At 64.8% G+C, this 16,704-nt stretch carries 24 protein-coding genes and 1 tRNA gene; 20 read left to right on the forward strand and 5 right to left on the reverse strand.

What is annotated here, in order from left to right:
• Positions 1–65 precede the first annotated feature (65 nt).
• From hisC to tatC, 13 genes are all read left to right on the forward strand, one after another.
• Complete coding sequence (hisC, locus tag ACFIMZ_RS02195; RefSeq protein WP_431821196.1) at positions 66–1,145, forward strand: histidinol-phosphate transaminase; 1,080 nt, start codon at positions 66–68, stop codon at positions 1,143–1,145.
• Positions 1,146–1,204: 59 nt separating this feature from the next.
• Positions 1,205–1,792, forward strand: a complete 588-nt coding sequence (hisB, locus tag ACFIMZ_RS02200) for an imidazoleglycerol-phosphate dehydratase HisB (protein WP_431821197.1) — start codon at positions 1,205–1,207, stop codon at positions 1,790–1,792.
• 60 nt (positions 1,793–1,852) lie between these two features.
• Positions 1,853–2,473, forward strand: a complete 621-nt coding sequence (locus ACFIMZ_RS02205; protein ID WP_431821198.1) for a YchE family NAAT transporter — start codon at positions 1,853–1,855, stop codon at positions 2,471–2,473.
• A complete protein-coding gene (gene hisH, locus ACFIMZ_RS02210) occupies positions 2,470–3,111 on the forward strand; it encodes an imidazole glycerol phosphate synthase subunit HisH (RefSeq protein WP_431821199.1) in 642 nt (213 codons plus the stop codon). The genes ACFIMZ_RS02205 and hisH overlap by 4 nt, the downstream gene beginning before the upstream one ends.
• A gap of 164 nt (positions 3,112–3,275) precedes the next feature.
• A complete protein-coding gene (hisA, locus tag ACFIMZ_RS02215; RefSeq protein ID WP_059753747.1) occupies positions 3,276–4,031 on the forward strand; it encodes a 1-(5-phosphoribosyl)-5-[(5-phosphoribosylamino)methylideneamino]imidazole-4-carboxamide isomerase in 756 nt (251 codons plus the stop codon).
• A 96-nt stretch (positions 4,032–4,127) separates the two neighbouring features.
• Positions 4,128–4,901 (forward strand): imidazole glycerol phosphate synthase subunit HisF, encoded by a 774-nt coding sequence (hisF, locus tag ACFIMZ_RS02220; protein ID WP_431821200.1) that lies wholly within the window; start codon positions 4,128–4,130, stop codon positions 4,899–4,901.
• Positions 4,901–5,314, forward strand: coding sequence for a phosphoribosyl-AMP cyclohydrolase (gene hisI / locus ACFIMZ_RS02225; RefSeq protein WP_431821201.1), 414 nt, complete (start codon positions 4,901–4,903; stop codon positions 5,312–5,314). Before hisF ends, hisI begins: the two co-directional genes overlap by 1 nt.
• Positions 5,311–5,676, forward strand: a complete 366-nt coding sequence (locus ACFIMZ_RS02230; protein WP_084900054.1) for a phosphoribosyl-ATP diphosphatase — start codon at positions 5,311–5,313, stop codon at positions 5,674–5,676. The genes hisI and ACFIMZ_RS02230 overlap by 4 nt, the downstream gene beginning before the upstream one ends.
• A 71-nt stretch (positions 5,677–5,747) precedes the next feature.
• Positions 5,748–6,137 (forward strand): DUF4870 family protein, encoded by a 390-nt coding sequence (locus ACFIMZ_RS02235; protein WP_431821202.1) that lies wholly within the window; start codon positions 5,748–5,750, stop codon positions 6,135–6,137.
• A 28-nt stretch (positions 6,138–6,165) separates the two neighbouring features.
• Complete coding sequence (locus ACFIMZ_RS02240) at positions 6,166–6,531, forward strand: histidine triad nucleotide-binding protein (RefSeq protein WP_431821203.1); 366 nt, start codon at positions 6,166–6,168, stop codon at positions 6,529–6,531.
• A 90-nt stretch (positions 6,532–6,621) separates the two neighbouring features.
• A complete protein-coding gene (gene tatA / locus ACFIMZ_RS02245) occupies positions 6,622–6,855 on the forward strand; it encodes a Sec-independent protein translocase subunit TatA (protein WP_059558397.1) in 234 nt (77 codons plus the stop codon).
• Between the two features lie 26 nt (positions 6,856–6,881).
• A complete protein-coding gene (tatB, locus tag ACFIMZ_RS02250; protein WP_431821204.1) occupies positions 6,882–7,397 on the forward strand; it encodes a Sec-independent protein translocase protein TatB in 516 nt (171 codons plus the stop codon).
• Positions 7,398–7,438: 41 nt separating this feature from the next.
• Positions 7,439–8,221, forward strand: coding sequence for a twin-arginine translocase subunit TatC (gene tatC / locus ACFIMZ_RS02255; protein WP_431821205.1), 783 nt, complete (start codon positions 7,439–7,441; stop codon positions 8,219–8,221).
• A gap of 159 nt (positions 8,222–8,380) precedes the next feature.
• Here the strand turns inward: tatC and ACFIMZ_RS02260 are convergent, their stop codons facing one another.
• The gene (locus ACFIMZ_RS02260) at positions 8,381–9,586 is read right to left on the reverse strand and encodes a Do family serine endopeptidase (protein WP_431821206.1); all 1,206 of its coding nucleotides are present in this window, start codon (positions 9,584–9,586) and stop codon (positions 8,381–8,383) included.
• Positions 9,587–9,607: 21 nt separating this feature from the next.
• Here ACFIMZ_RS02260 and ACFIMZ_RS02265 point away from each other — a divergent pair, with 21 nt between their 5' ends.
• From ACFIMZ_RS02265 to ACFIMZ_RS02295, 7 genes are all read left to right on the forward strand, one after another.
• On the forward strand, positions 9,608–10,354 hold the full coding sequence (locus tag ACFIMZ_RS02265) for a Nif3-like dinuclear metal center hexameric protein (RefSeq protein ID WP_431821207.1): 747 nt from the start codon (positions 9,608–9,610) through the stop codon (positions 10,352–10,354).
• A gap of 218 nt (positions 10,355–10,572) precedes the next feature.
• The gene (gene petA, locus ACFIMZ_RS02270; protein ID WP_431822412.1) at positions 10,573–11,193 is read left to right on the forward strand and encodes a ubiquinol-cytochrome c reductase iron-sulfur subunit; all 621 of its coding nucleotides are present in this window, start codon (positions 10,573–10,575) and stop codon (positions 11,191–11,193) included.
• Positions 11,193–12,584, forward strand: coding sequence for a cytochrome b (locus tag ACFIMZ_RS02275; RefSeq protein WP_431821208.1), 1,392 nt, complete (start codon positions 11,193–11,195; stop codon positions 12,582–12,584). Before petA ends, ACFIMZ_RS02275 begins: the two co-directional genes overlap by 1 nt.
• A gap of 21 nt (positions 12,585–12,605) precedes the next feature.
• Positions 12,606–13,364: a cytochrome c1 gene (locus tag ACFIMZ_RS02280; protein WP_431821209.1), complete on the forward strand. Its 759-nt coding sequence runs from the start codon at positions 12,606–12,608 to the stop codon at positions 13,362–13,364.
• 93 nt (positions 13,365–13,457) lie between these two features.
• Complete coding sequence (locus ACFIMZ_RS02285; protein ID WP_006400565.1) at positions 13,458–14,069, forward strand: glutathione S-transferase N-terminal domain-containing protein; 612 nt, start codon at positions 13,458–13,460, stop codon at positions 14,067–14,069.
• A 72-nt stretch (positions 14,070–14,141) separates the two neighbouring features.
• On the forward strand, positions 14,142–14,663 hold the full coding sequence (locus tag ACFIMZ_RS02290; RefSeq protein ID WP_431821210.1) for a ClpXP protease specificity-enhancing factor: 522 nt from the start codon (positions 14,142–14,144) through the stop codon (positions 14,661–14,663).
• 19 nt (positions 14,664–14,682) lie between these two features.
• A tRNA-Thr gene (locus ACFIMZ_RS02295) sits at positions 14,683–14,758 on the forward strand.
• A 69-nt stretch (positions 14,759–14,827) separates the two neighbouring features.
• On the opposite strand, the gene ACFIMZ_RS02300 is transcribed toward ACFIMZ_RS02295, so the two are convergent.
• The 4 genes from ACFIMZ_RS02300 to ACFIMZ_RS02315 all read right to left on the reverse strand — a co-directional run bounded on the left by ACFIMZ_RS02300 (position 14,828) and on the right by ACFIMZ_RS02315 (position 16,379).
• Positions 14,828–15,109 carry a helix-turn-helix domain-containing protein gene (locus tag ACFIMZ_RS02300; RefSeq protein WP_076479648.1) on the reverse strand — a complete coding sequence of 94 codons (282 nt, stop codon included), beginning with the start codon at positions 15,107–15,109 and terminating at the stop codon, positions 14,828–14,830.
• 3 nt (positions 15,110–15,112) lie between these two features.
• Complete coding sequence (locus ACFIMZ_RS02305; protein WP_431821211.1) at positions 15,113–15,430, reverse strand: type II toxin-antitoxin system RelE/ParE family toxin; 318 nt, start codon at positions 15,428–15,430, stop codon at positions 15,113–15,115.
• 228 nt (positions 15,431–15,658) lie between these two features.
• A complete protein-coding gene (locus tag ACFIMZ_RS02310) occupies positions 15,659–15,964 on the reverse strand; it encodes a hypothetical protein (protein ID WP_431821212.1) in 306 nt (101 codons plus the stop codon).
• A 73-nt stretch (positions 15,965–16,037) separates the two neighbouring features.
• Positions 16,038–16,379: a helix-turn-helix domain-containing protein gene (locus tag ACFIMZ_RS02315; protein ID WP_431821213.1), complete on the reverse strand. Its 342-nt coding sequence runs from the start codon at positions 16,377–16,379 to the stop codon at positions 16,038–16,040.
• Positions 16,380–16,704 lie beyond the last annotated feature (325 nt).

Raw genomic sequence — 16,704 nt, forward strand, 5'->3', positions numbered from 1 at the left:
GCGCGGCGGCCGCCGCCGCGCCGACGACCCTTTGACGCCGGCGCAACGCACGCCGGCTTGAGACCATGACGACGCCACAAGACATCATTCGCCGCGACGTGCTCGCGATGACGAGCTACCCGGTGCCGGACGCGAGCGGGTTCGTGAAGCTCGACGCGATGGAGAACCCGTACCCGCTGCCCGAGCCGCTCGCGGCTGCGCTCGGCGCGCGCCTCGCGCAGGTCGCGCTGAACCGCTATCCGGCGCCGCGTCCGGCCGCGCTCATCGACAAGCTGCGCCGCACGATGGGCGTGCCGGCCGCGTGCGACGTGCTGCTCGGCAACGGCTCCGACGAGATCATCAGCATGATGTCGATCGCGTGCGCGAAGCCGGGCGCGAAGGTGCTCGCGCCGGTGCCGGGCTTCGTGATGTACGAGCTGTCGGCGAAATTCGCGCAGCTCGAGTTCGTCGGCGTGCCGCTCGCGGCCGACCTGACGCTCGACGTCGATGCGATGCTCGCGGCGATCGCCGAGCACCGCCCGGCGCTCGTCTATCTCGCGTACCCGAACAACCCGACCGGCACGCTGTACGACGCCGCAGGCGTCGAGCGGATCATCGCAGCCGCGCGGCACAGCCTGGTCGTGATCGACGAGGCGTACCAGCCGTTCGCCGAGCGCTCGTGGCTGCCGCGCGCGGCGGAGTTCGACAACGTCGTCGTGATGCGCACGGTGTCGAAGCTCGGCCTCGCGGGCATCCGCCTCGGCTACCTCGCCGGGCTGCCGGCGTGGCTCGCGGAGTTCGACAAGGTGCGTCCGCCGTACAACATCAACGTGCTGACGCAGGCGACCGCCGATTTCCTGCTCGACCATCTCGACGTGCTCGACGCGCAGGCGGCCGAGCTGCGCGCCGAGCGCGCGCGCCTCGCGCAAGCCGTGGCCGCGCTGCCGGGCACGACGGTGTTCCCGAGCGCCGGCAATTTCCTGCTGGTGCGCGTGCCGGACGCGGCGGCGGTGTTCGACGCGCTGCTGACCGAGCGGGTGCTGGTCAAAAACGTGAGTAAAATGCATCCGTTGCTGGCCGAATGCGTGCGGCTGACCGTCGGTTCTCCCGATGAAAACGCCCGCCTGCTGGCCGCATTGAAACTCGCGCTGCCCGGTCGAGCCTGATGGCGCCGCGGCGCGAAACGATCAATCCCCATTTACATCGACTCAGTCAAGGAATTGCCATGCGTGTGGCGGAAGTCGTTCGCAATACCAGCGAAACGCAGATCCGTGTGAAGCTCAACCTCGACGGCACCGGCCAGCAGAAGCTCGCGACCGGCGTGCCGTTCCTCGACCATATGCTCGACCAGATCGTACGACACGGTCTGGTCGATCTCGAGGTCGAGGCGCATGGCGACACGCATATCGACGATCACCACACGGTCGAGGACGTCGGCATCACGCTCGGCCAGGCGGTCGCGAAGGCGATCGGCGACAAGAAGGGCATCCGCCGCTACGGCCATTCGTACGTGCCGCTCGACGAGGCGCTGTCGCGCGTCGTGATCGATTTCTCGGGCCGTCCGGGCCTCGAATTCCACGTGCCGTTCACGCGCGCGCGGATCGGCACCTTCGACGTCGACCTGTCGATCGAGTTCTTCCGCGGCTTCGTGAACCATGCGGGCGTGACGCTGCACGTCGACAACCTGCGCGGGATCAACGCGCACCACCAGCTCGAGACGGTGTTCAAGGCCTTCGGCCGCGCGCTGCGGATGGCGACGGAGCTCGACGAACGCGCGGCGGGGCAGGTCCCGTCGACGAAGGGCAGCCTCTGAACTTCACCTTCTGACCGGACGCACCAACCTCACGGCTTCGGCGCGTCGCGCCGGCTTGCGATGGATCTGCTCAAATCGTTCATTTCGCTGCTCGCGCTGATCAACCCGGTCGGCGCGGTGCCGTTTTTCCTGAGCCTGACCGCGCAGCAGACGGACGACGAGCGGCGCCGGACGATCCGGATCGCGTCGGTGTCGGTGTTCTGCGTGATCACGGTGACGACGCTGCTCGGCCAGCAGATCATCGACTTCTTCGGCATTTCGGTCGGCTCGCTGGAGGTGGGCGGCGGGATCATCATGCTGCTGATGGCGATCAGCATGCTGAACGCGCAGGCCGGCAACACCCGCTCGACGCCGGAGGAGCGCCACGAAGCCGAGCAGAAGGACAACATCGCGGTGGTGCCGCTCGCGATCCCGCTGCTGACGGGCCCCGGCTCGATCAGCACGGTGATCATCTATGCGGCGAACTCGCGCCACTGGTATGACCGGGTGGGGCTGGTCGCGATCGGCGCGATCCTCGCCTGCCTGTGTTTCGTCGCGATGCGGCTCGCCGAGCCGATCGCGAACTGGATCGGCCGCACCGGCATCAATATCGCCACGCGGCTGATGGGACTGATGCTGTCGGCGCTGGCGGTGGAATTCATCGTCAACGGACTGAGGGCGCTACTGCCTGCACTGAGATGAAAACTTCGATTGCGATTGTGGATTATGGGATGGGCAACCTGCGCTCGGTCGCGCAGGCGCTCATGAAGGCCGAACCGGCCGCCGACGTGGCGATCGTCGACACGCCGGCCGCGATTCGCGCGGCCGACCGCGTCGTGCTGCCCGGCCAGGGCGCGATGCCGGACTGCATGCGCTGCCTCGGCGAATCGGGCCTGCAGGAAGCGGTGCTCGAGGCGTCGCGCACGAAGCCGCTGCTGGGCGTGTGCGTCGGCGAGCAGATGCTGTTCGACTGGAGCGCCGAGGGCGACACGAAGGGCCTCGGCCTGCTGCCGGGCAAGGTCGTGCGCTTCGCGCTCGACGGCCAGCTGCAGGACGACGGCTCGCGCTTCAAGGTGCCGCAGATGGGCTGGAACCGCGTGCGCCAGTCGCAGCCGCACCCGTTGTGGGACGGCGTGCCGGACGACGCCTATTTCTACTTCGTGCACAGCTATTACGTGACGCCGGACAACCCGGCGCATACGGTCGGCGAAACGGTCTACGGCGCGCCGTTTACGTCCGCGGTCGCGCGGGACAATCTCTTCGCGACCCAATTCCACCCGGAGAAAAGCGCGGAAGTCGGGTTGCGTCTGTATCGCAACTTCGTACACTGGAAACCGTAAACGTGGCGCGCGAACCACAGTAGGCGGGCGGGAAACGCCCGCCGCACGGGGCTCGCGTGCCAAAGCGCCGAACGAGTTGTACTAAACTAGCGAGACGACGCGGCACCGGATCGGCCGGTGCGCGCCGGATTCCTTTCCTTTTTCCCAGACGACAACCGATTGCTATGTTGCTGATTCCGGCCATCGATCTCAAAGACGGTCAGTGTGTGCGCCTCAAACAGGGCGATATGGACCAGGCTACGATTTTTTCCGAGGATCCCGCGGCGATGGCCCGCAAGTGGGTCGACCTCGGCGCCCGGCGGCTCCATCTCGTCGACCTGAACGGCGCATTCGCCGGCAAGCCGAAGAATCTCGAGGCGATCGAGGCGATCCTCGAAGAAGTCGGCGATGAAATTCCCGTGCAGCTCGGCGGCGGCATCCGCAGCCTCGAGACGATCGAGAAGTATCTCGATGCCGGCCTGTCGTACGTGATCATCGGCACCGCGGCCGTGAAGGACCCGGGCTTCCTGCAGGACGCGTGCAGCGCGTTCGCGGGCAGCATCATCGTCGGCCTCGACGCGAAGGACGGCAAGGTCGCGACCGACGGCTGGAGCAAGCTGACGGGCCACGAGGTGATCGACCTCGCGCAGAAGTTCGAGGACTACGGCGTCGAATCGATCGTCTACACGGACATCGGCCGCGACGGCATGCTGCAGGGCATCAACATCGAGGCGACCGTGAAGCTTGCGCAAGCGGTCGGCATTCCGGTGATCGCGAGCGGCGGCCTGTCGAACCTCAACGACATCGAGAAGCTGTGCGAAGTGGAAGAGCACGGCGTCGAAGGCGTGATCTGCGGCCGCGCGATCTACTCCGGCGATCTCGACTTCGCGGCCGCGCAGAAGCGCGCGGACGAACTGAACGGCGAGCTCGACAACGCCTGAACCGGCCGTCGTCACCCTTGCCGGGGCTGCCCGCCGGGCGGCCCTGACCGGGCGGTCGCTCGCGGCCGCCCCTAATTGCGGCACTTGGCGCACATCATGGCTCTAGCTAAACGCATCATTCCCTGCCTGGACGTTACCGCCGGGCGCGTCGTCAAGGGCGTCAACTTCGTCGAATTGCGCGACGCGGGCGACCCCGTCGAGATCGCCCGCCGCTACGACGAGCAGGGCGCCGACGAACTGACGTTCCTCGACATCACCGCGACGTCCGACCAGCGCGACCTGATCCTGCCGATCATCGAGGCGGTCGCGTCGCAGGTCTTCATCCCGCTGACGGTCGGCGGCGGCGTGCGCGCCGTCGAGGACGTCCGGCGCCTCCTGAACGCGGGCGCGGACAAGGTCAGCATGAACTCGTCCGCGGTCGCGAACCCGCAGCTCGTGCGCGACGCGGCCGACAAGTACGGCTCGCAGTGCATCGTCGTCGCGATCGACGCGAAGCGCGTGTCCGCCGACGGCGAGACGCCGCGCTGGGAAGTGTTCACGCACGGCGGCCGCAAGGGCACCGGGCTCGACGCGATCGAGTGGGCGCGCAAGATGGCCGAGCTCGGCGCGGGCGAGATCCTGCTGACCAGCATGGATCGCGACGGCACGAAGTCGGGCTTCGACCTCGCGCTGACGCGCGGCGTGTCGGATGCGGTGCCGGTGCCGGTGATCGCGTCGGGCGGCGTCGGCTCGCTGCAGCACCTGGCGGACGGCATCAAGGACGGCCGCGCGGATGCGGTGCTCGCGGCGAGCATCTTCCACTACGGCGAACACACGGTCGGCGAGGCAAAGCGCTTCATGGCCGACCAGGGCATTCCGGTGAGGTTGTGATGAGCACGGGTAACGCAATGCCGGCGTGGCTCGACAAGGTCCGCTGGGACGACAACGGCCTCGTGCCGGTGATCGCGCAGGAAGCGTCGACGAACGACGTGCTGATGTTCGCGTGGATGAACCGCGAGGCGTTGGCGAAAACGATCGAAACGCGGCGCGCCGTCTATTATTCGCGCTCGCGCAAGCGCCTGTGGTTCAAGGGCGAGGAGTCGGGCCACGTGCAGCACGTGCACGAGGTGCGCCTCGATTGCGACGAGGACGTCGTGTTGCTGAAAGTCGAGCAGGTGTCGGGCATCGCGTGCCACACCGGCCGGCATTCGTGCTTCTTCCAGAAATTCGAAGGCACCGTCGACGGCGGCGACTGGGTCGCGGTCGAGCCGGTGCTGAAAGACCCCGAACACATCTACAAATGACGCAAACGACCGAAGACACGCTGCTGCGCCTCGCGGCCGTGATCGATAGCCGCAAGGGCGGCGATCCCGATCAATCGTACGTGTCGCGCCTGTTCCACAAGGGCGACGACGCGGTGCTGAAGAAGATCGGCGAGGAGGCGACCGAAGTCGTGCTCGCCGCGAAGGACGTGCGCCAGGGCGGCGCGCCGACGGCGCTCGTCGGCGAGGTGGCGGACCTGTGGTTCCATTGCCTCGTGATGCTGTCCCATTACGACCTGAGCCCGGCCGACGTGATCGCCGAGCTCGAGCGTCGCGAAGGGATGTCCGGCATAGAGGAAAAGGCGCTGCGCAAGCGTCGCGAGCGCGAAGAAAACGGCGGCTGATGCATGTCGCCGTGCGGCGGCGGCCACATCGTGGCAAGCTGTAAGAATTGTCATCGAACGGGGGTAGCATCATGACCGATACGCCAAGCCAGTTCCCGCCGCCGGTTCCGGGCAGCGCGGAAAGCGAGCGCCTGAACGGGCTGCGCACGCTGACTCACGTGCTGTACGCGCTCTATGCGGTGCACTGGCTGACGGGCGGCATCACGGGTCTCATCGCGATCATCATCAACTACGTGAAGCGCGACGACACGGCCGGGACGCCGTACGCGGACCATTTCGAATGGCAGATCCGCACGTTCTGGCGCGCGCTGATCGCGTATGTGATCGGCTTCGCGCTGCTGTTCGTCGGCATCGGATTTCTGGTGCTGGGAGCGGTCTGGATCTGGACGCTGTACCGTATCATCAAGGGCTGGCTGTACTTGAACGACAACAAGGCGCTCGATCCGCAGGCGTGGTTCTGACACCGCGGCGCGCACCTTCAGGAGCATCATGAGTCACGATCCGAATTGCCTGTTCTGCAAGATCGCGGCAGGCGAGATCCCGAGCACGAAGGTGCACGAGGATGAAGAGTTCGTCGCGTTCCGCGACATCCGCCCGGCGGCCGAGACGCACGTGCTCGTGATTCCGCGCAAGCACCTGCCGACGCTGTCGTCGGCCGGGGCAGAGGACGCGCCGCTGCTTGGTAGAATGCTGGTGCTCGTCGCGCGCCTGGCCGAGCAGCTCGGCGTGGCCTATCACGGCGGCGAAACCGGTTTTCGCACGGTGATCAATACGGGCCCCGGCGGCGGGCAGGAGGTGTACCACCTGCACGCGCATATCCTGGCGGGTCCGCGCCCCTGGCACCGGATGGGTTGACGGCGCGGGGCGTTTCCCGCGTCGATGGTCGAGGCCGGCGCACTGCCGGCGATTTGCGCCGCGAGCGGCGTGGTTGAGGAGAGTTTCATCATGGGTGGATTGAGCATTTGGCACTGGCTGATCGTGCTGCTGATCGTCGCGCTGGTTTTCGGCACGAAGAAGCTGCGCAACATCGGCAACGACCTGGGCAGCGCCGTGAAGGGCTTCAAGGACGGCATGAAGGACGGCGATGCACCTTCCGCGGACGCGCAGCAACTGCCGCGTTCGGGCTCGGTGGACGTCAACGCGAAGGAAACGACGCGTTCCGATTCGAACAAGGCGTGACGCCGGCACGCTGACGGGCATTCTCCATGCTGGATCTCGGTCTTTCGAAGATGGCGCTGATCGGCGTCGTCGCGCTCGTGGTGCTCGGTCCCGAGCGCCTGCCGCGTGTCGCACGCACGGCGGGCGCGCTGTTCGGCCGCGCGCAGCGCTACATCAACGACGTGAAGGCCGAGGTCTCGCGCGAGATCGAGCTCGACGCGCTGCGGACGATGAAAAGCGATTTCGAGACCGCCGCGCGCAATGTCGAGACCACGATTCACGACAACCTGCGCGAGCACGAGCAGGACCTGAACGCCGCGTGGAATTCGGCGGTCGGCGGCGCGACCGACACGGTCGACGGCTCCGGCTCGCCGGCCGCGCCGTCGTGGCTCGGCAGCACCGCCGCGCCGGCGCCGAAGCGCCGTAACTGGCGGGTCAAGCAGGCGACGACGCCTGTCTGGTACAAGCGCGCCACCACGCGCCGCACGCACGTGCAGTCCGGCGCCGCGCGCGTCGCGCGCCACCAGCCGGCGAGCCTGCGCCGGCCGGCGCGCTTCTTCTGAGCCGAGCGCATGCTCGCTCGTCAATCCAACCGAGGGCCGGTGTGAGCGACCCCCAGCAGAATCCGGACGAAGGCCCGGAAGAAACCTTCATCTCCCATCTCGTCGAGCTCCGCGACCGCATCATCCGCGCGGGGCTGTCCGTGATTGTCGTGTTCCTCGGGCTCGTCTACTGGGCGCCTGACATCTTCCGGCTGCTCGCGCGCCCGCTGATGGAGAACCTGCCGAAGGGCGGCAGGATGATCGTCACGGACGTCACCGGCTCGTTCTTCGTGCCGATGAAGGTGACGATGCTCGTCGCGCTCGTGATCGCGCTGCCGGTCGTGCTGTACCAGATCTGGGCGTTCGTCGCGCCGGGGCTGTACCAGCACGAGAAGAAGCTCGTCGTGCCGCTCGTCGGCAGCAGCTACGTGCTGTTCCTGTGCGGGATGGCGTTCGCGTACTTCCTCGTGTTCCCGACGATCTTCCGCGTGATGGCGCATTACAACGCGCCGCTCGGCGCGGAGATGTCGACCGATATCGACAATTACCTGAGCTTCGTGCTCGGGATGTTCATCGCGTTCGGCGTGACGTTCGAGGTGCCGATCGTGGTCGTGCTGCTCGTCCGGATGGGCGTGCTGACCGTGAAGAAGCTCAAGGAGATCCGGCCCTACGTGATCGTCGGCGCTTTCGTCGTCGCGGCGGTCGTCACGCCGCCGGATGTGTTTTCGCAGCTGATGCTCGCGCTGCCGCTCGTCGTGCTGTACGAGGCCGGGATCATTGCGGCGCGGTTCGTCGTGCCGAAACAGCAGGCAGCCGAAGCGGAGAATGGCGAGGCGGCCAGCTGACCGCGTGAAGGCGAGGCGGCGCTTGCCGCCGGATCGGCCTGAACCGCGACGCGCAAGCCGATCAATGTCGCGATTCACACAAACAAACAAGAAGGGCAGCCGACCGGCTGCCCTTCTTGTTTGTGGCCCCAACGACGCGGTGGCGTGCCGCCGGCGGCGTCATTCGGTATCGCTGTCCTGCTCGTCGAGCGCCTGCTTCGGCGGCGGCGGGCGCTTGCCGATCACGACGTTCACGTCGAACTCCTTGCCCTTGCGCACGACGTGCACCTTGGCCGTCGCGCCCGGCTTGATCTGCGCGACGACGTTCAGCAGCTTCGTCGTGTCGGTGATTTCCTCGCCGTTGACCGATACGAGGATGTCGCCCGGCTTGATGCCCGCCTTGTCGGCCGGGCCGCTCTGCAGTACGCCCGCGACGATCGCGCCCGATTTCTGCTGCAGGCCGAACGACTCGGCGATCTCCGGTGTGACGTCCTGCGGCTCGACGCCGATCCAGCCGCGCGTGACCGAGCCCGTCGTGATGATGCTCTCGAGCACGGTGCGCGCGGTCGACACCGGAATGGCGAAGCCGATGCCGAGCGAGCCGCCCGAACGCGAATAGATCGCCGTGTTGATGCCGAGCAGGTTGCCGTTCACGTCGACGAGCGCGCCGCCGGAGTTGCCCGGGTTGATCGGCGCGTCGGTCTGGATGAAGTTCTCGAACGTGTTGATGCCGAGGTGATTGCGGCCGAGCGCGCTGATGATCCCCATCGTCACCGTCTGGCCGACGCCGAACGGGTTGCCGATCGCGAGCACGACGTCGCCGACGCGCGCCTGGTCGGAGCGGCCGAGCGTGATCGTCGGCAGGTCGGTCATGTTGATCTTGAGCACCGCGAGGTCGGTCTCCGGATCGATGCCGATCACCTTTGCGGTGGCCGTGCGGCCGTCGGCGAGCGCGACTTCGATCTGGTCGGCGCCGTCGACGACGTGCTGGTTCGTTAGAATGTAACCTTCCGGGCTCACGATAACGCCCGAACCGAGGTTGGCCGCCGGCTCGTCCTGCTGCTTGCGGGTGTTGCGGTCACCGAAGAAATAGCGGAACAGCGGATCCTTCGCGCGTGGATCGGGCGGCAGCGAGCCGTCCTTGCTGGAGAACACGTTGACGACTGCCGGCATCGCCTTTTGCGCGGCGTCGGCGTACGACGTGGTCGCAGGTGCGCCGCCGATACCGGGCGCGACTTCGCGCAGGGCGACGATCGGCGTGGCGAGCTGCTTGCCGAGCTGTCCTTGCCGTTGCAGCCATTGCGGCTTGAGCGTTACGACGATGAACATCAGCGCGAGCAGCACCGTGACCGCCTGCGCGAAGAACAGCCAGAAGCGTCTAAGCATCTGAATGGACTAGAGGTTTATATGGATCGGATCGAACTCGAATTGTACTTGAACAATACCCTCGAAACCGCGCGGTTCAAGGACTATTGCCCGAACGGGCTGCAGGTCGAGGGCCGCCGCAAGATCGAGAAAATCGCAACCGGCGTGACCGCGTCGGCGGCGTTTCTCGAAGCGGCGCTCGAATGGGGGGCGGATGCGGTGCTGGTGCACCACGGCTATTTCTGGCGCAACGAGGCGCCGCAGATCACCGGCCGCAAATACCGCCGCCTGAAGCTGCTGCTCGCGAACGACCTGAACCTGTTCGCGTTCCACCTGCCGCTCGACGCGCACCCCGAATTCGGCAACAACGCGCAGCTCGGCGAGAAGCTCGGGCTGATCGGCGAAGCGCATTTCGGCGACGGCGACCTCGGCTGGATGGCCACGCTGCCCATGCCGGTGACGCTCGAGCACTTCGTCGCGAAGGTCGCGCGGACGCTCGGCCGCACGCCTCTCGTGCTCGGCGACCCGGAGCAGCAGCTGCGCCGCATCGCGTGGTGCACGGGCGCCGCGCAGAGCTATTTCGACGCGGCGATCGACGCCGGCGCCGACGTGTTCCTCACCGGCGAGGTGTCGGAGCCGGTCACGCACGCGGCCGCGGAGAGCGGCGTCGCGTTCGTTGCGGCGGGGCACCATGCAACCGAACGCTACGGAATCCAGGCACTTGGGGTCCATTTGTCCGAGCGATTCGATCTCGAACACCTGTTTATCGATATCCACAACCCGGTCTGAACGGCCGGATTGCGGCGGCGCATCGAAAACACGCAATGTAGCAAACGCTTAAAAGTGAGTTGGATTATTCACTCGGGTGGTGGGGGAAAACCCTTAACTATCAACCACTTCGAAGGGATTTTCATTTCCGGGCCTTGTAAATGACGACTCCATTCGAGCAAACTAGCGGCGGAATGGAAAGTCGTGACGGAAAATCCAACTCAGAAGTGGGGCGTGTGATGCGAGACAAGGAAGAGAAACGCGTCGACAGCGGCCGCCGTACCTGGCTGATTGCGACATCCGTAGCAAGTGGCGTGGGAGGCGTCGCCACCGTCATCCCGTTCGCGGCGTCGCTGGCGCCGTCGGCGAAAGCGAAAGCGGCCGGCGCGCCGGTCGAAGTCGATATCAGCGCGCTGAAGCCCGGCGAGATGCTCACCGTGCCGTGGCGCGGCAAGCCTGTCTGGGTGCTGAACCGCACCGACGCGATGCTCGCCGACGTGACCAAGGCCGACAAGGAAGTCGCCGATCCGACCAGCAAGACCCCCTATTCGATGCCGTTGCCGGCTTACTGCGCGAACGAATATCGCTCGCGGGCCGATCGCAAGAACATCCTCGTCGTGATGGCCGTGTGCACGCACCTCGGCTGCACGCCATCCCAACGCTTCACGCCGGGTCCGCAGCCGAACCTGCCCGACGACTGGCCGGGCGGCTTCCTGTGCCCGTGCCACGGTTCGACCTACGACCTCGCCGGCCGCGTCTTCAAGAACAAGCCGGCGCCGCAGAATCTCGACGTCCCGCCCTACATGTTCACGTCGGCGACGACGCTCGTGATCGGCCGGGACGAGAAAGGAGAAGCGTAATGGCGACGACCGAACACAACGAAGTCACGACGACGACGACGGGTCTCACCGGCTGGATCGATGCGCGCTTTCCGTGGACGGTCATGATCAAGAAGCACATGACCGAGTACTACGCGCCCAAGAACTTCAACTTCTGGTACTTCTTCGGCTCGCTCGCGCTGCTCGTGCTCGTCAACCAGATCGTCACCGGCATCTTCCTGACGATGAACTACAAGCCCGACTCGACGCTCGCGTTCGCGTCGGTCGAGTACATCATGCGCGAAGTGCCGTGGGGCTGGCTGATCCGGTACATGCACTCGACGGGCGCGTCGATGTTCTTCGTCGTCGTCTACCTGCACATGTTCCGCGGGCTGATGTACGGCTCGTACCGCAAGCCGCGCGAGCTCGTGTGGATCTTCGGCTGCGGGATCTTCCTGTGCCTGATGGCCGAGGCGTTCTTCGGCTACCTGCTGCCGTGGGGCCAGATGTCGTTCTGGGGCGCACAGGTGATCGTGAACCTGTTCTCGGCGATCCCGTTCATCGGCCCGGACCTGTCGCTGTGGATCCGCGGCGACTACGTCGTGTCCGACGTCACGCTGAACCGTTTCTTCGCATTCCATGTGATCGCGATCCCGCTCGTGCTGATCGGCCTCGTGATCGCGCACCTCGTCGCGCTCCATGAAGTGGGGTCGAACAACCCGGACGGCATCGAGATCAAGAAAAAGAAGGATGCGAACGGTATTCCGCTCGACGGCATCCCGTTCCATCCGTACTACTCGGTGCACGACTTCTTCGGCGTGTGCGGGTTCCTGATCGTGTTCGCGCTGATCGTGTTCTTCGCGCCGGAAATGGGCGGCTACTTCCTCGAGGCGAACAACTTCGTCCCCGCGAACCCGCTGCAGACGCCGCCGGAAATCGCGCCGGTCTGGTACTTCACCGCGTTCTACGCGATGCTGCGCGCGACCACCGACCCGTTCAAGATCGTGCTGATGATCGTGATCGCGCTGCTCGGCGTGCTCGCGCTGCTGCGCGCGCGCGGCAAGTGGCGGCTCGGGCTGCCGGTGCTGTCGGCCGCGATCGTCGTGTTCATGTACCTGACGGAATCGAAGTTCTGGGGCGTCGTCGTGATGGGCTCGGCGGTGGTGTCGCTGTTCTTCCTGCCGTGGCTCGACCGCAGCCCGGTGAAGTCGATCCGTTACCGTCCGCTGTTCCACAAGGTGTTCCTCGGGATCTTCGTCGTCACGTTCCTGACCCTTGCGTTCCTCGGCACGCGGCCGCCATCACCGACCGCGACGGTGATCGCGCAGGTGTGCGCGCTGATCTACTTCGCGTTCTTCCTCGGCATGCCGGTCTGGACGCCGCTTGGCACGTTCAAGCAGCCGCCGGAGCGGGTGCGCTTCAAGCCCCATTAACGTGAGCGAGGAGAGAACGACATGAAGAAACTGCTTTCGACGCTCGCGCTGATCGGGGTGACCGCCTGTGCGTTGCTGACGGCGCCGGTGGCGGCCGCGGAGGGTAATTTTCCGCTCGACCGCGCGCCCGATAACACGGAAAATCTCGTTTCGCTTCAGCATGGCGCGCAATTGTTTGTAAACTATTGCTTGAACTGCCACAGCGCGAACCTGATGCGCTACAACCGTCTGACGGATCTGGGCATATCCCAGAAGGAGATCGAAAAGAATCTCCTGTTCACGACCGACAAGGTCGGCAACACGATGTCCGTTGCGATGCGGCCCGACGACGCGAACAACTGGCTCGGCGTCACGCCGCCCGACCTGTCGGTCGAAGCGCGGGCGCGCGGCCGGGACTGGCTATATACGTATCTGCGGAGCTTCTACCGCGACGATACGCGGCCGACCGGCTGGAACAACGCGGTGTTCGAGAACGTCGGCATGCCCCATGTGCTCTGGCAGCTGCAGGGGCAGCGCATCGCGAAATTCGAAGACAAGGCGGACGAGGAGACGGGCGAGAAGGTGCGCACGCTCGTCGGCTTCCAGCAGGTGAGCCCCGGGACGCTGTCGCCGGTGGATTATGATTCTGCCGTGGCCGACCTGGTGGCGTACATGACATGGATGGCCGAGCCGGCCCAGCAGACCCGCAAGCGCCTCGGCGTCTGGGTGCTGGTGTTTCTCGGCGTCCTGACTTTCCTGGCCTGGCGGCTCAATGCCGCGTACTGGAAAGATATCAAGTAATCACGCCTGACCGGCGTGGGGCCGGCGCAAGGCGGAACCCGGAGGAGGGTTCTTCCGCGCGCTGGCCCTCGGCTTTTTTGAGGAAACGCAAATATGATGGTTCTGTATTCCGGCACAACTTGCCCGTTCTCCCAGCGTTGCCGGCTGGTGCTGTTCGAGAAGGGCATGGACTTCGAGATTCGCGACGTCGACCTGTTCAACAAGCCGGAAGACATTTCGGTGATGAACCCGTATGGCCAGGTGCCGATTCTCGTCGAGCGCGATCTGATCCTGTACGAATCGAACATCATCAACGAGTACATCGACGAGCGCTTCCCGCACCCGCAGCTGATGCCGGCCGACCCGGTGCAGCGCGCCCGCGCGCGCCTGTTCCTGCTCAACTTCGAGAAGGAACTGTTCGTGCACGTCAGCACGCTCGAGAACGAGAAGGGCAAGGCGGCCGAGAAGAACCACGAGAAGGCGCGCCTCGCGATCCGCGATCGCCTGACGCAGCTCGCGCCGATCTTCGTGAAGAACAAGTACATGCTCGGCGAGGAGTTCTCGATGCTCGACGTCGCGATCGCGCCGCTGCTGTGGCGTCTGGATCACTACGGCATCGAGTTGTCGAAGAATGCGGCGCCGCTGATGAAGTATGCGGAACGGATCTTCAGCCGTCCGGCGTATATCGAAGCACTGACGCCGTCCGAAAAGGTCATGCGTCGTTAATGGCATGACGAAGGGCATGACGGAGCGGGGCGCGCGGAGGGCCGCGCGATCCGCTCCGGTTAGAGGATTGTGATGCAAGAGATTTCAACGAAGCCTTATTTGCTGCGCGCGCTGTACGAGTGGTGCACCGATAACGGCTACACGCCGCACATCGCGGTGAGGGTCGACAATTCGACGCGCGTGCCGCGCCAGTTCGTTCGCGACGGCGAGATCGTGCTCAACATCAGCTTCGAGGCGACGAGCCAGCTGCAGATGGGCAACGAGTGGATCGAGTTCACCGCGCGGTTCTCCGGCAAGGCGCACAAGCTCGAGATTCCGGTGGCCAACGTGCTCGCGATCTATGCGCGCGAGAACGGGCAGGGCATGGCGTTCCAGGTCGAGGCGGTCGCGGAGGATGGTCCGGATTCGGGCGAGTTCGACGACGAAGCGCACGTGGACGAGCAGCACGGCGACACGCGCGGCGCATCGACGGGGCTGACGCCCGTGGCCGACAGCGGCGCGAACGAAGAACCGTCGGAAGGCGCGGATGAACCGCCGACGTCCGACGGCGACGGGTCGAAGAGCGGCAGACCTCGCCTCAAGATCGTGAAATGAGGTAGAATCTCCTGCTTACGCCGGCTTAGCTCATCTGGTAGAGCAGTTGATTTGTAATCATCAGGTGGCGGGTTCGAGTCCTGCAGCCGGCACCATATCCAGCAAGGGGTTACGAGATTGTTTCTCGTAACCCCTTTCTCGTTTGTGGCGACCGTGCCGGAAAACTACTTCGCGGCCTCGAGGCGTACCACGGCACGGCTTCCCGTCGCCTCGGCATAGCGGGACAGCGTGCGCAGCGACGGCATCGTGCGACCACTTTCCATGCGCGCGATGGTCGATTGAGTCGTCTGCATCCTCTCGGCCACCTGTTCCTGCGTCAATCCGGCACGTACGCGCGCAGCGACGAGTTCGCGCGCAACGGCAAACTCCGGCGCTTGTGCGTCATACTCGGCCTGGGTAGCCGGGTCGGCCAGCAGCCGCTTCTTCAGGGTTGCAAGGCTGGTCATCGTTCAATCCTCCTTCATCCGGGCACAGGCCATTTCTATGGCTCTGCGGGGTGTCTTCCGCGTCTTCTTCACGAACCCGTGCAGCACGACCAAGCGCTGCCCCGTGCGTGCGACGTATATCGCCCGGGCGATGCCATCTCGTCCCGTCATGCGGATTTCCCGCAGCTTTCCCTCCACTGGGCGCACATGGGGCATCCCGACGCGTTGTGGACCGAACTCCTCGAGCATCTCCGCGATGTGGAGGAAGCGGGCGCGCATATCGGGCGGCAGCGCCAGCAATTCGGTTGTGGCCTCGGGTATCAACTCGACATGCCAAGTCATCAGTTTATCTCTTTTTTGCTATATTTGGTGGGTTAAGTCACCGACCGCGCAGTCCCGGTGGGACTGCATCGGCAACCACGCTTTGGTGCGGATGTATTGCGTACGCGGCTGGTCGAGCCGCCGGTGGCGGTTATGTGCCGTTCACGTAACGCATTCGCCCTTGGAGGCGTGAGCAGCGAACTCGTCGTGTAGTTCGTTCCCGGCACGGTCGGGCGGCGAGCCCGGCAGTTACATCCCTGGAAGATCGAACTGGAATCCTCTGTTCTGAACGCCTTCCATCACATGCCCCCTGACAAGCGGGTCCGCGTAATCCGGGGTGATGGAAATCTTCCTGCTGGTGTGATTGATGGAGAGATACACGCGCCCACCCGGTTCGAACCCGAACAGCTTGAAGTGCGCGTCGATAACTTCCATCCATGGCATGCAGGGCCGATCGGACCACATGACCGGGTCTGGCGAGCCTCGAAGCGGCAGCCAAAGGGTGGTCTCCGGTTCCCGGCGCTTTGCACGTGCTTTATGATTGGCGTCAGCCATGATCAACTCCTCGTATGAGTTGGTGGTGGTCAGCGGGCCGAGAGTGCTGCAACACTCACGGCCCGCGCTTCGTTTACTGCTTGCCTTTCCTCTTCTCCGCGATCTGATTCTTGACGATCAGCGCATCAAGCAATTCCTGCGCGAGTTCGCGAACACGTTCAGGCATCCTTGAGATTGCTTCGAACTGGTACCGCAAGGCGTCGTCAGGCCCGCGTTCGTCAGCGCCGAAGAGAATCGCATCAGTGCTGACCCGGAGCGCGATCGCCATTCGACGAAACACATTCAGCGACGGATAGGCGCTTCCGGCTTCATAGAGCCGGATTTGCAAGACGGAAACGCTGGCGGCATCGGCCAGATCCAGTTGGGTAAGTCCGCGTGCCGTACGGAGCCGTCTCAAACGCTGTGAAAATTCCATATGCCAGATCCAGGGTGGAGTGTCTTCGTTTTCGACACGAATGGTGACAATCCTTCTTACGCGAGCGAATTCCTCGGTCCATAGCCAATATAGATGGCTTTGATTATTGAGATGCTTTATTGGCCGAACGGCAGATGTTCACCAAGGACCACAGGCGTGTGACGCTGCGGAGCGGCGTGCCCGGGTTCGATGAGTTCAACTGAGCAGTTGGTCGCGCAGCTACAACGACCTATGCAAACAAAAAGGAGGAGCGCCGCGATCCCTCGCAGCGCCCCTCCTCAGGCTTTCTCAGACCGAGCGTCGACACCGTTGCACTCGGTGCCCG

The organism is Burkholderia sp. F1 (assembly GCF_050813845.1).
In the GTDB taxonomy this organism is placed as follows: domain Bacteria; phylum Pseudomonadota; class Gammaproteobacteria; order Burkholderiales; family Burkholderiaceae; genus Burkholderia; species Burkholderia ubonensis.

Bases quoted from the DNA above. Each gene is read 5' to 3' on its own strand.
- hisC (WP_431821196.1), top strand. From the start codon at position 66: ATGACGACGCCACAAGACATCATTCGCCGCGACGTGCTCGCGATGACG.
- hisB (WP_431821197.1), top strand. From the start codon at position 1,205: ATGCGTGTGGCGGAAGTCGTTCGCAATACCAGCGAAACGCAGATCCGT.
- ACFIMZ_RS02205 (WP_431821198.1), top strand. From the start codon at position 1,853: ATGGATCTGCTCAAATCGTTCATTTCGCTGCTCGCGCTGATCAACCCG.
- hisH (WP_431821199.1), top strand. From the start codon at position 2,470: ATGAAAACTTCGATTGCGATTGTGGATTATGGGATGGGCAACCTGCGC.
- hisA (WP_059753747.1), top strand. From the start codon at position 3,276: ATGTTGCTGATTCCGGCCATCGATCTCAAAGACGGTCAGTGTGTGCGC.
- hisF (WP_431821200.1), top strand. From the start codon at position 4,128: ATGGCTCTAGCTAAACGCATCATTCCCTGCCTGGACGTTACCGCCGGG.
- hisI (WP_431821201.1), top strand. From the start codon at position 4,901: ATGAGCACGGGTAACGCAATGCCGGCGTGGCTCGACAAGGTCCGCTGG.
- ACFIMZ_RS02230 (WP_084900054.1), top strand. From the start codon at position 5,311: ATGACGCAAACGACCGAAGACACGCTGCTGCGCCTCGCGGCCGTGATC.
- ACFIMZ_RS02235 (WP_431821202.1), top strand. From the start codon at position 5,748: ATGACCGATACGCCAAGCCAGTTCCCGCCGCCGGTTCCGGGCAGCGCG.
- ACFIMZ_RS02240 (WP_431821203.1), top strand. From the start codon at position 6,166: ATGAGTCACGATCCGAATTGCCTGTTCTGCAAGATCGCGGCAGGCGAG.
- tatA (WP_059558397.1), top strand. From the start codon at position 6,622: ATGGGTGGATTGAGCATTTGGCACTGGCTGATCGTGCTGCTGATCGTC.
- tatB (WP_431821204.1), top strand. From the start codon at position 6,882: ATGCTGGATCTCGGTCTTTCGAAGATGGCGCTGATCGGCGTCGTCGCG.
- ACFIMZ_RS02260 (WP_431821206.1), bottom strand. From the start codon at position 9,586: ATGCTTAGACGCTTCTGGCTGTTCTTCGCGCAGGCGGTCACGGTGCTG.
- ACFIMZ_RS02265 (WP_431821207.1), top strand. From the start codon at position 9,608: ATGGATCGGATCGAACTCGAATTGTACTTGAACAATACCCTCGAAACC.
- petA (WP_431822412.1), top strand. From the start codon at position 10,573: ATGCGAGACAAGGAAGAGAAACGCGTCGACAGCGGCCGCCGTACCTGG.
- ACFIMZ_RS02275 (WP_431821208.1), top strand. From the start codon at position 11,193: ATGGCGACGACCGAACACAACGAAGTCACGACGACGACGACGGGTCTC.
- ACFIMZ_RS02280 (WP_431821209.1), top strand. From the start codon at position 12,606: ATGAAGAAACTGCTTTCGACGCTCGCGCTGATCGGGGTGACCGCCTGT.
- ACFIMZ_RS02285 (WP_006400565.1), top strand. From the start codon at position 13,458: ATGATGGTTCTGTATTCCGGCACAACTTGCCCGTTCTCCCAGCGTTGC.
- ACFIMZ_RS02290 (WP_431821210.1), top strand. From the start codon at position 14,142: ATGCAAGAGATTTCAACGAAGCCTTATTTGCTGCGCGCGCTGTACGAG.
- ACFIMZ_RS02300 (WP_076479648.1), bottom strand. From the start codon at position 15,109: ATGACCAGCCTTGCAACCCTGAAGAAGCGGCTGCTGGCCGACCCGGCT.
- ACFIMZ_RS02305 (WP_431821211.1), bottom strand. From the start codon at position 15,430: ATGACTTGGCATGTCGAGTTGATACCCGAGGCCACAACCGAATTGCTG.
- ACFIMZ_RS02310 (WP_431821212.1), bottom strand. From the start codon at position 15,964: ATGGCTGACGCCAATCATAAAGCACGTGCAAAGCGCCGGGAACCGGAG.
- ACFIMZ_RS02315 (WP_431821213.1), bottom strand. From the start codon at position 16,379: ATGGAATTTTCACAGCGTTTGAGACGGCTCCGTACGGCACGCGGACTT.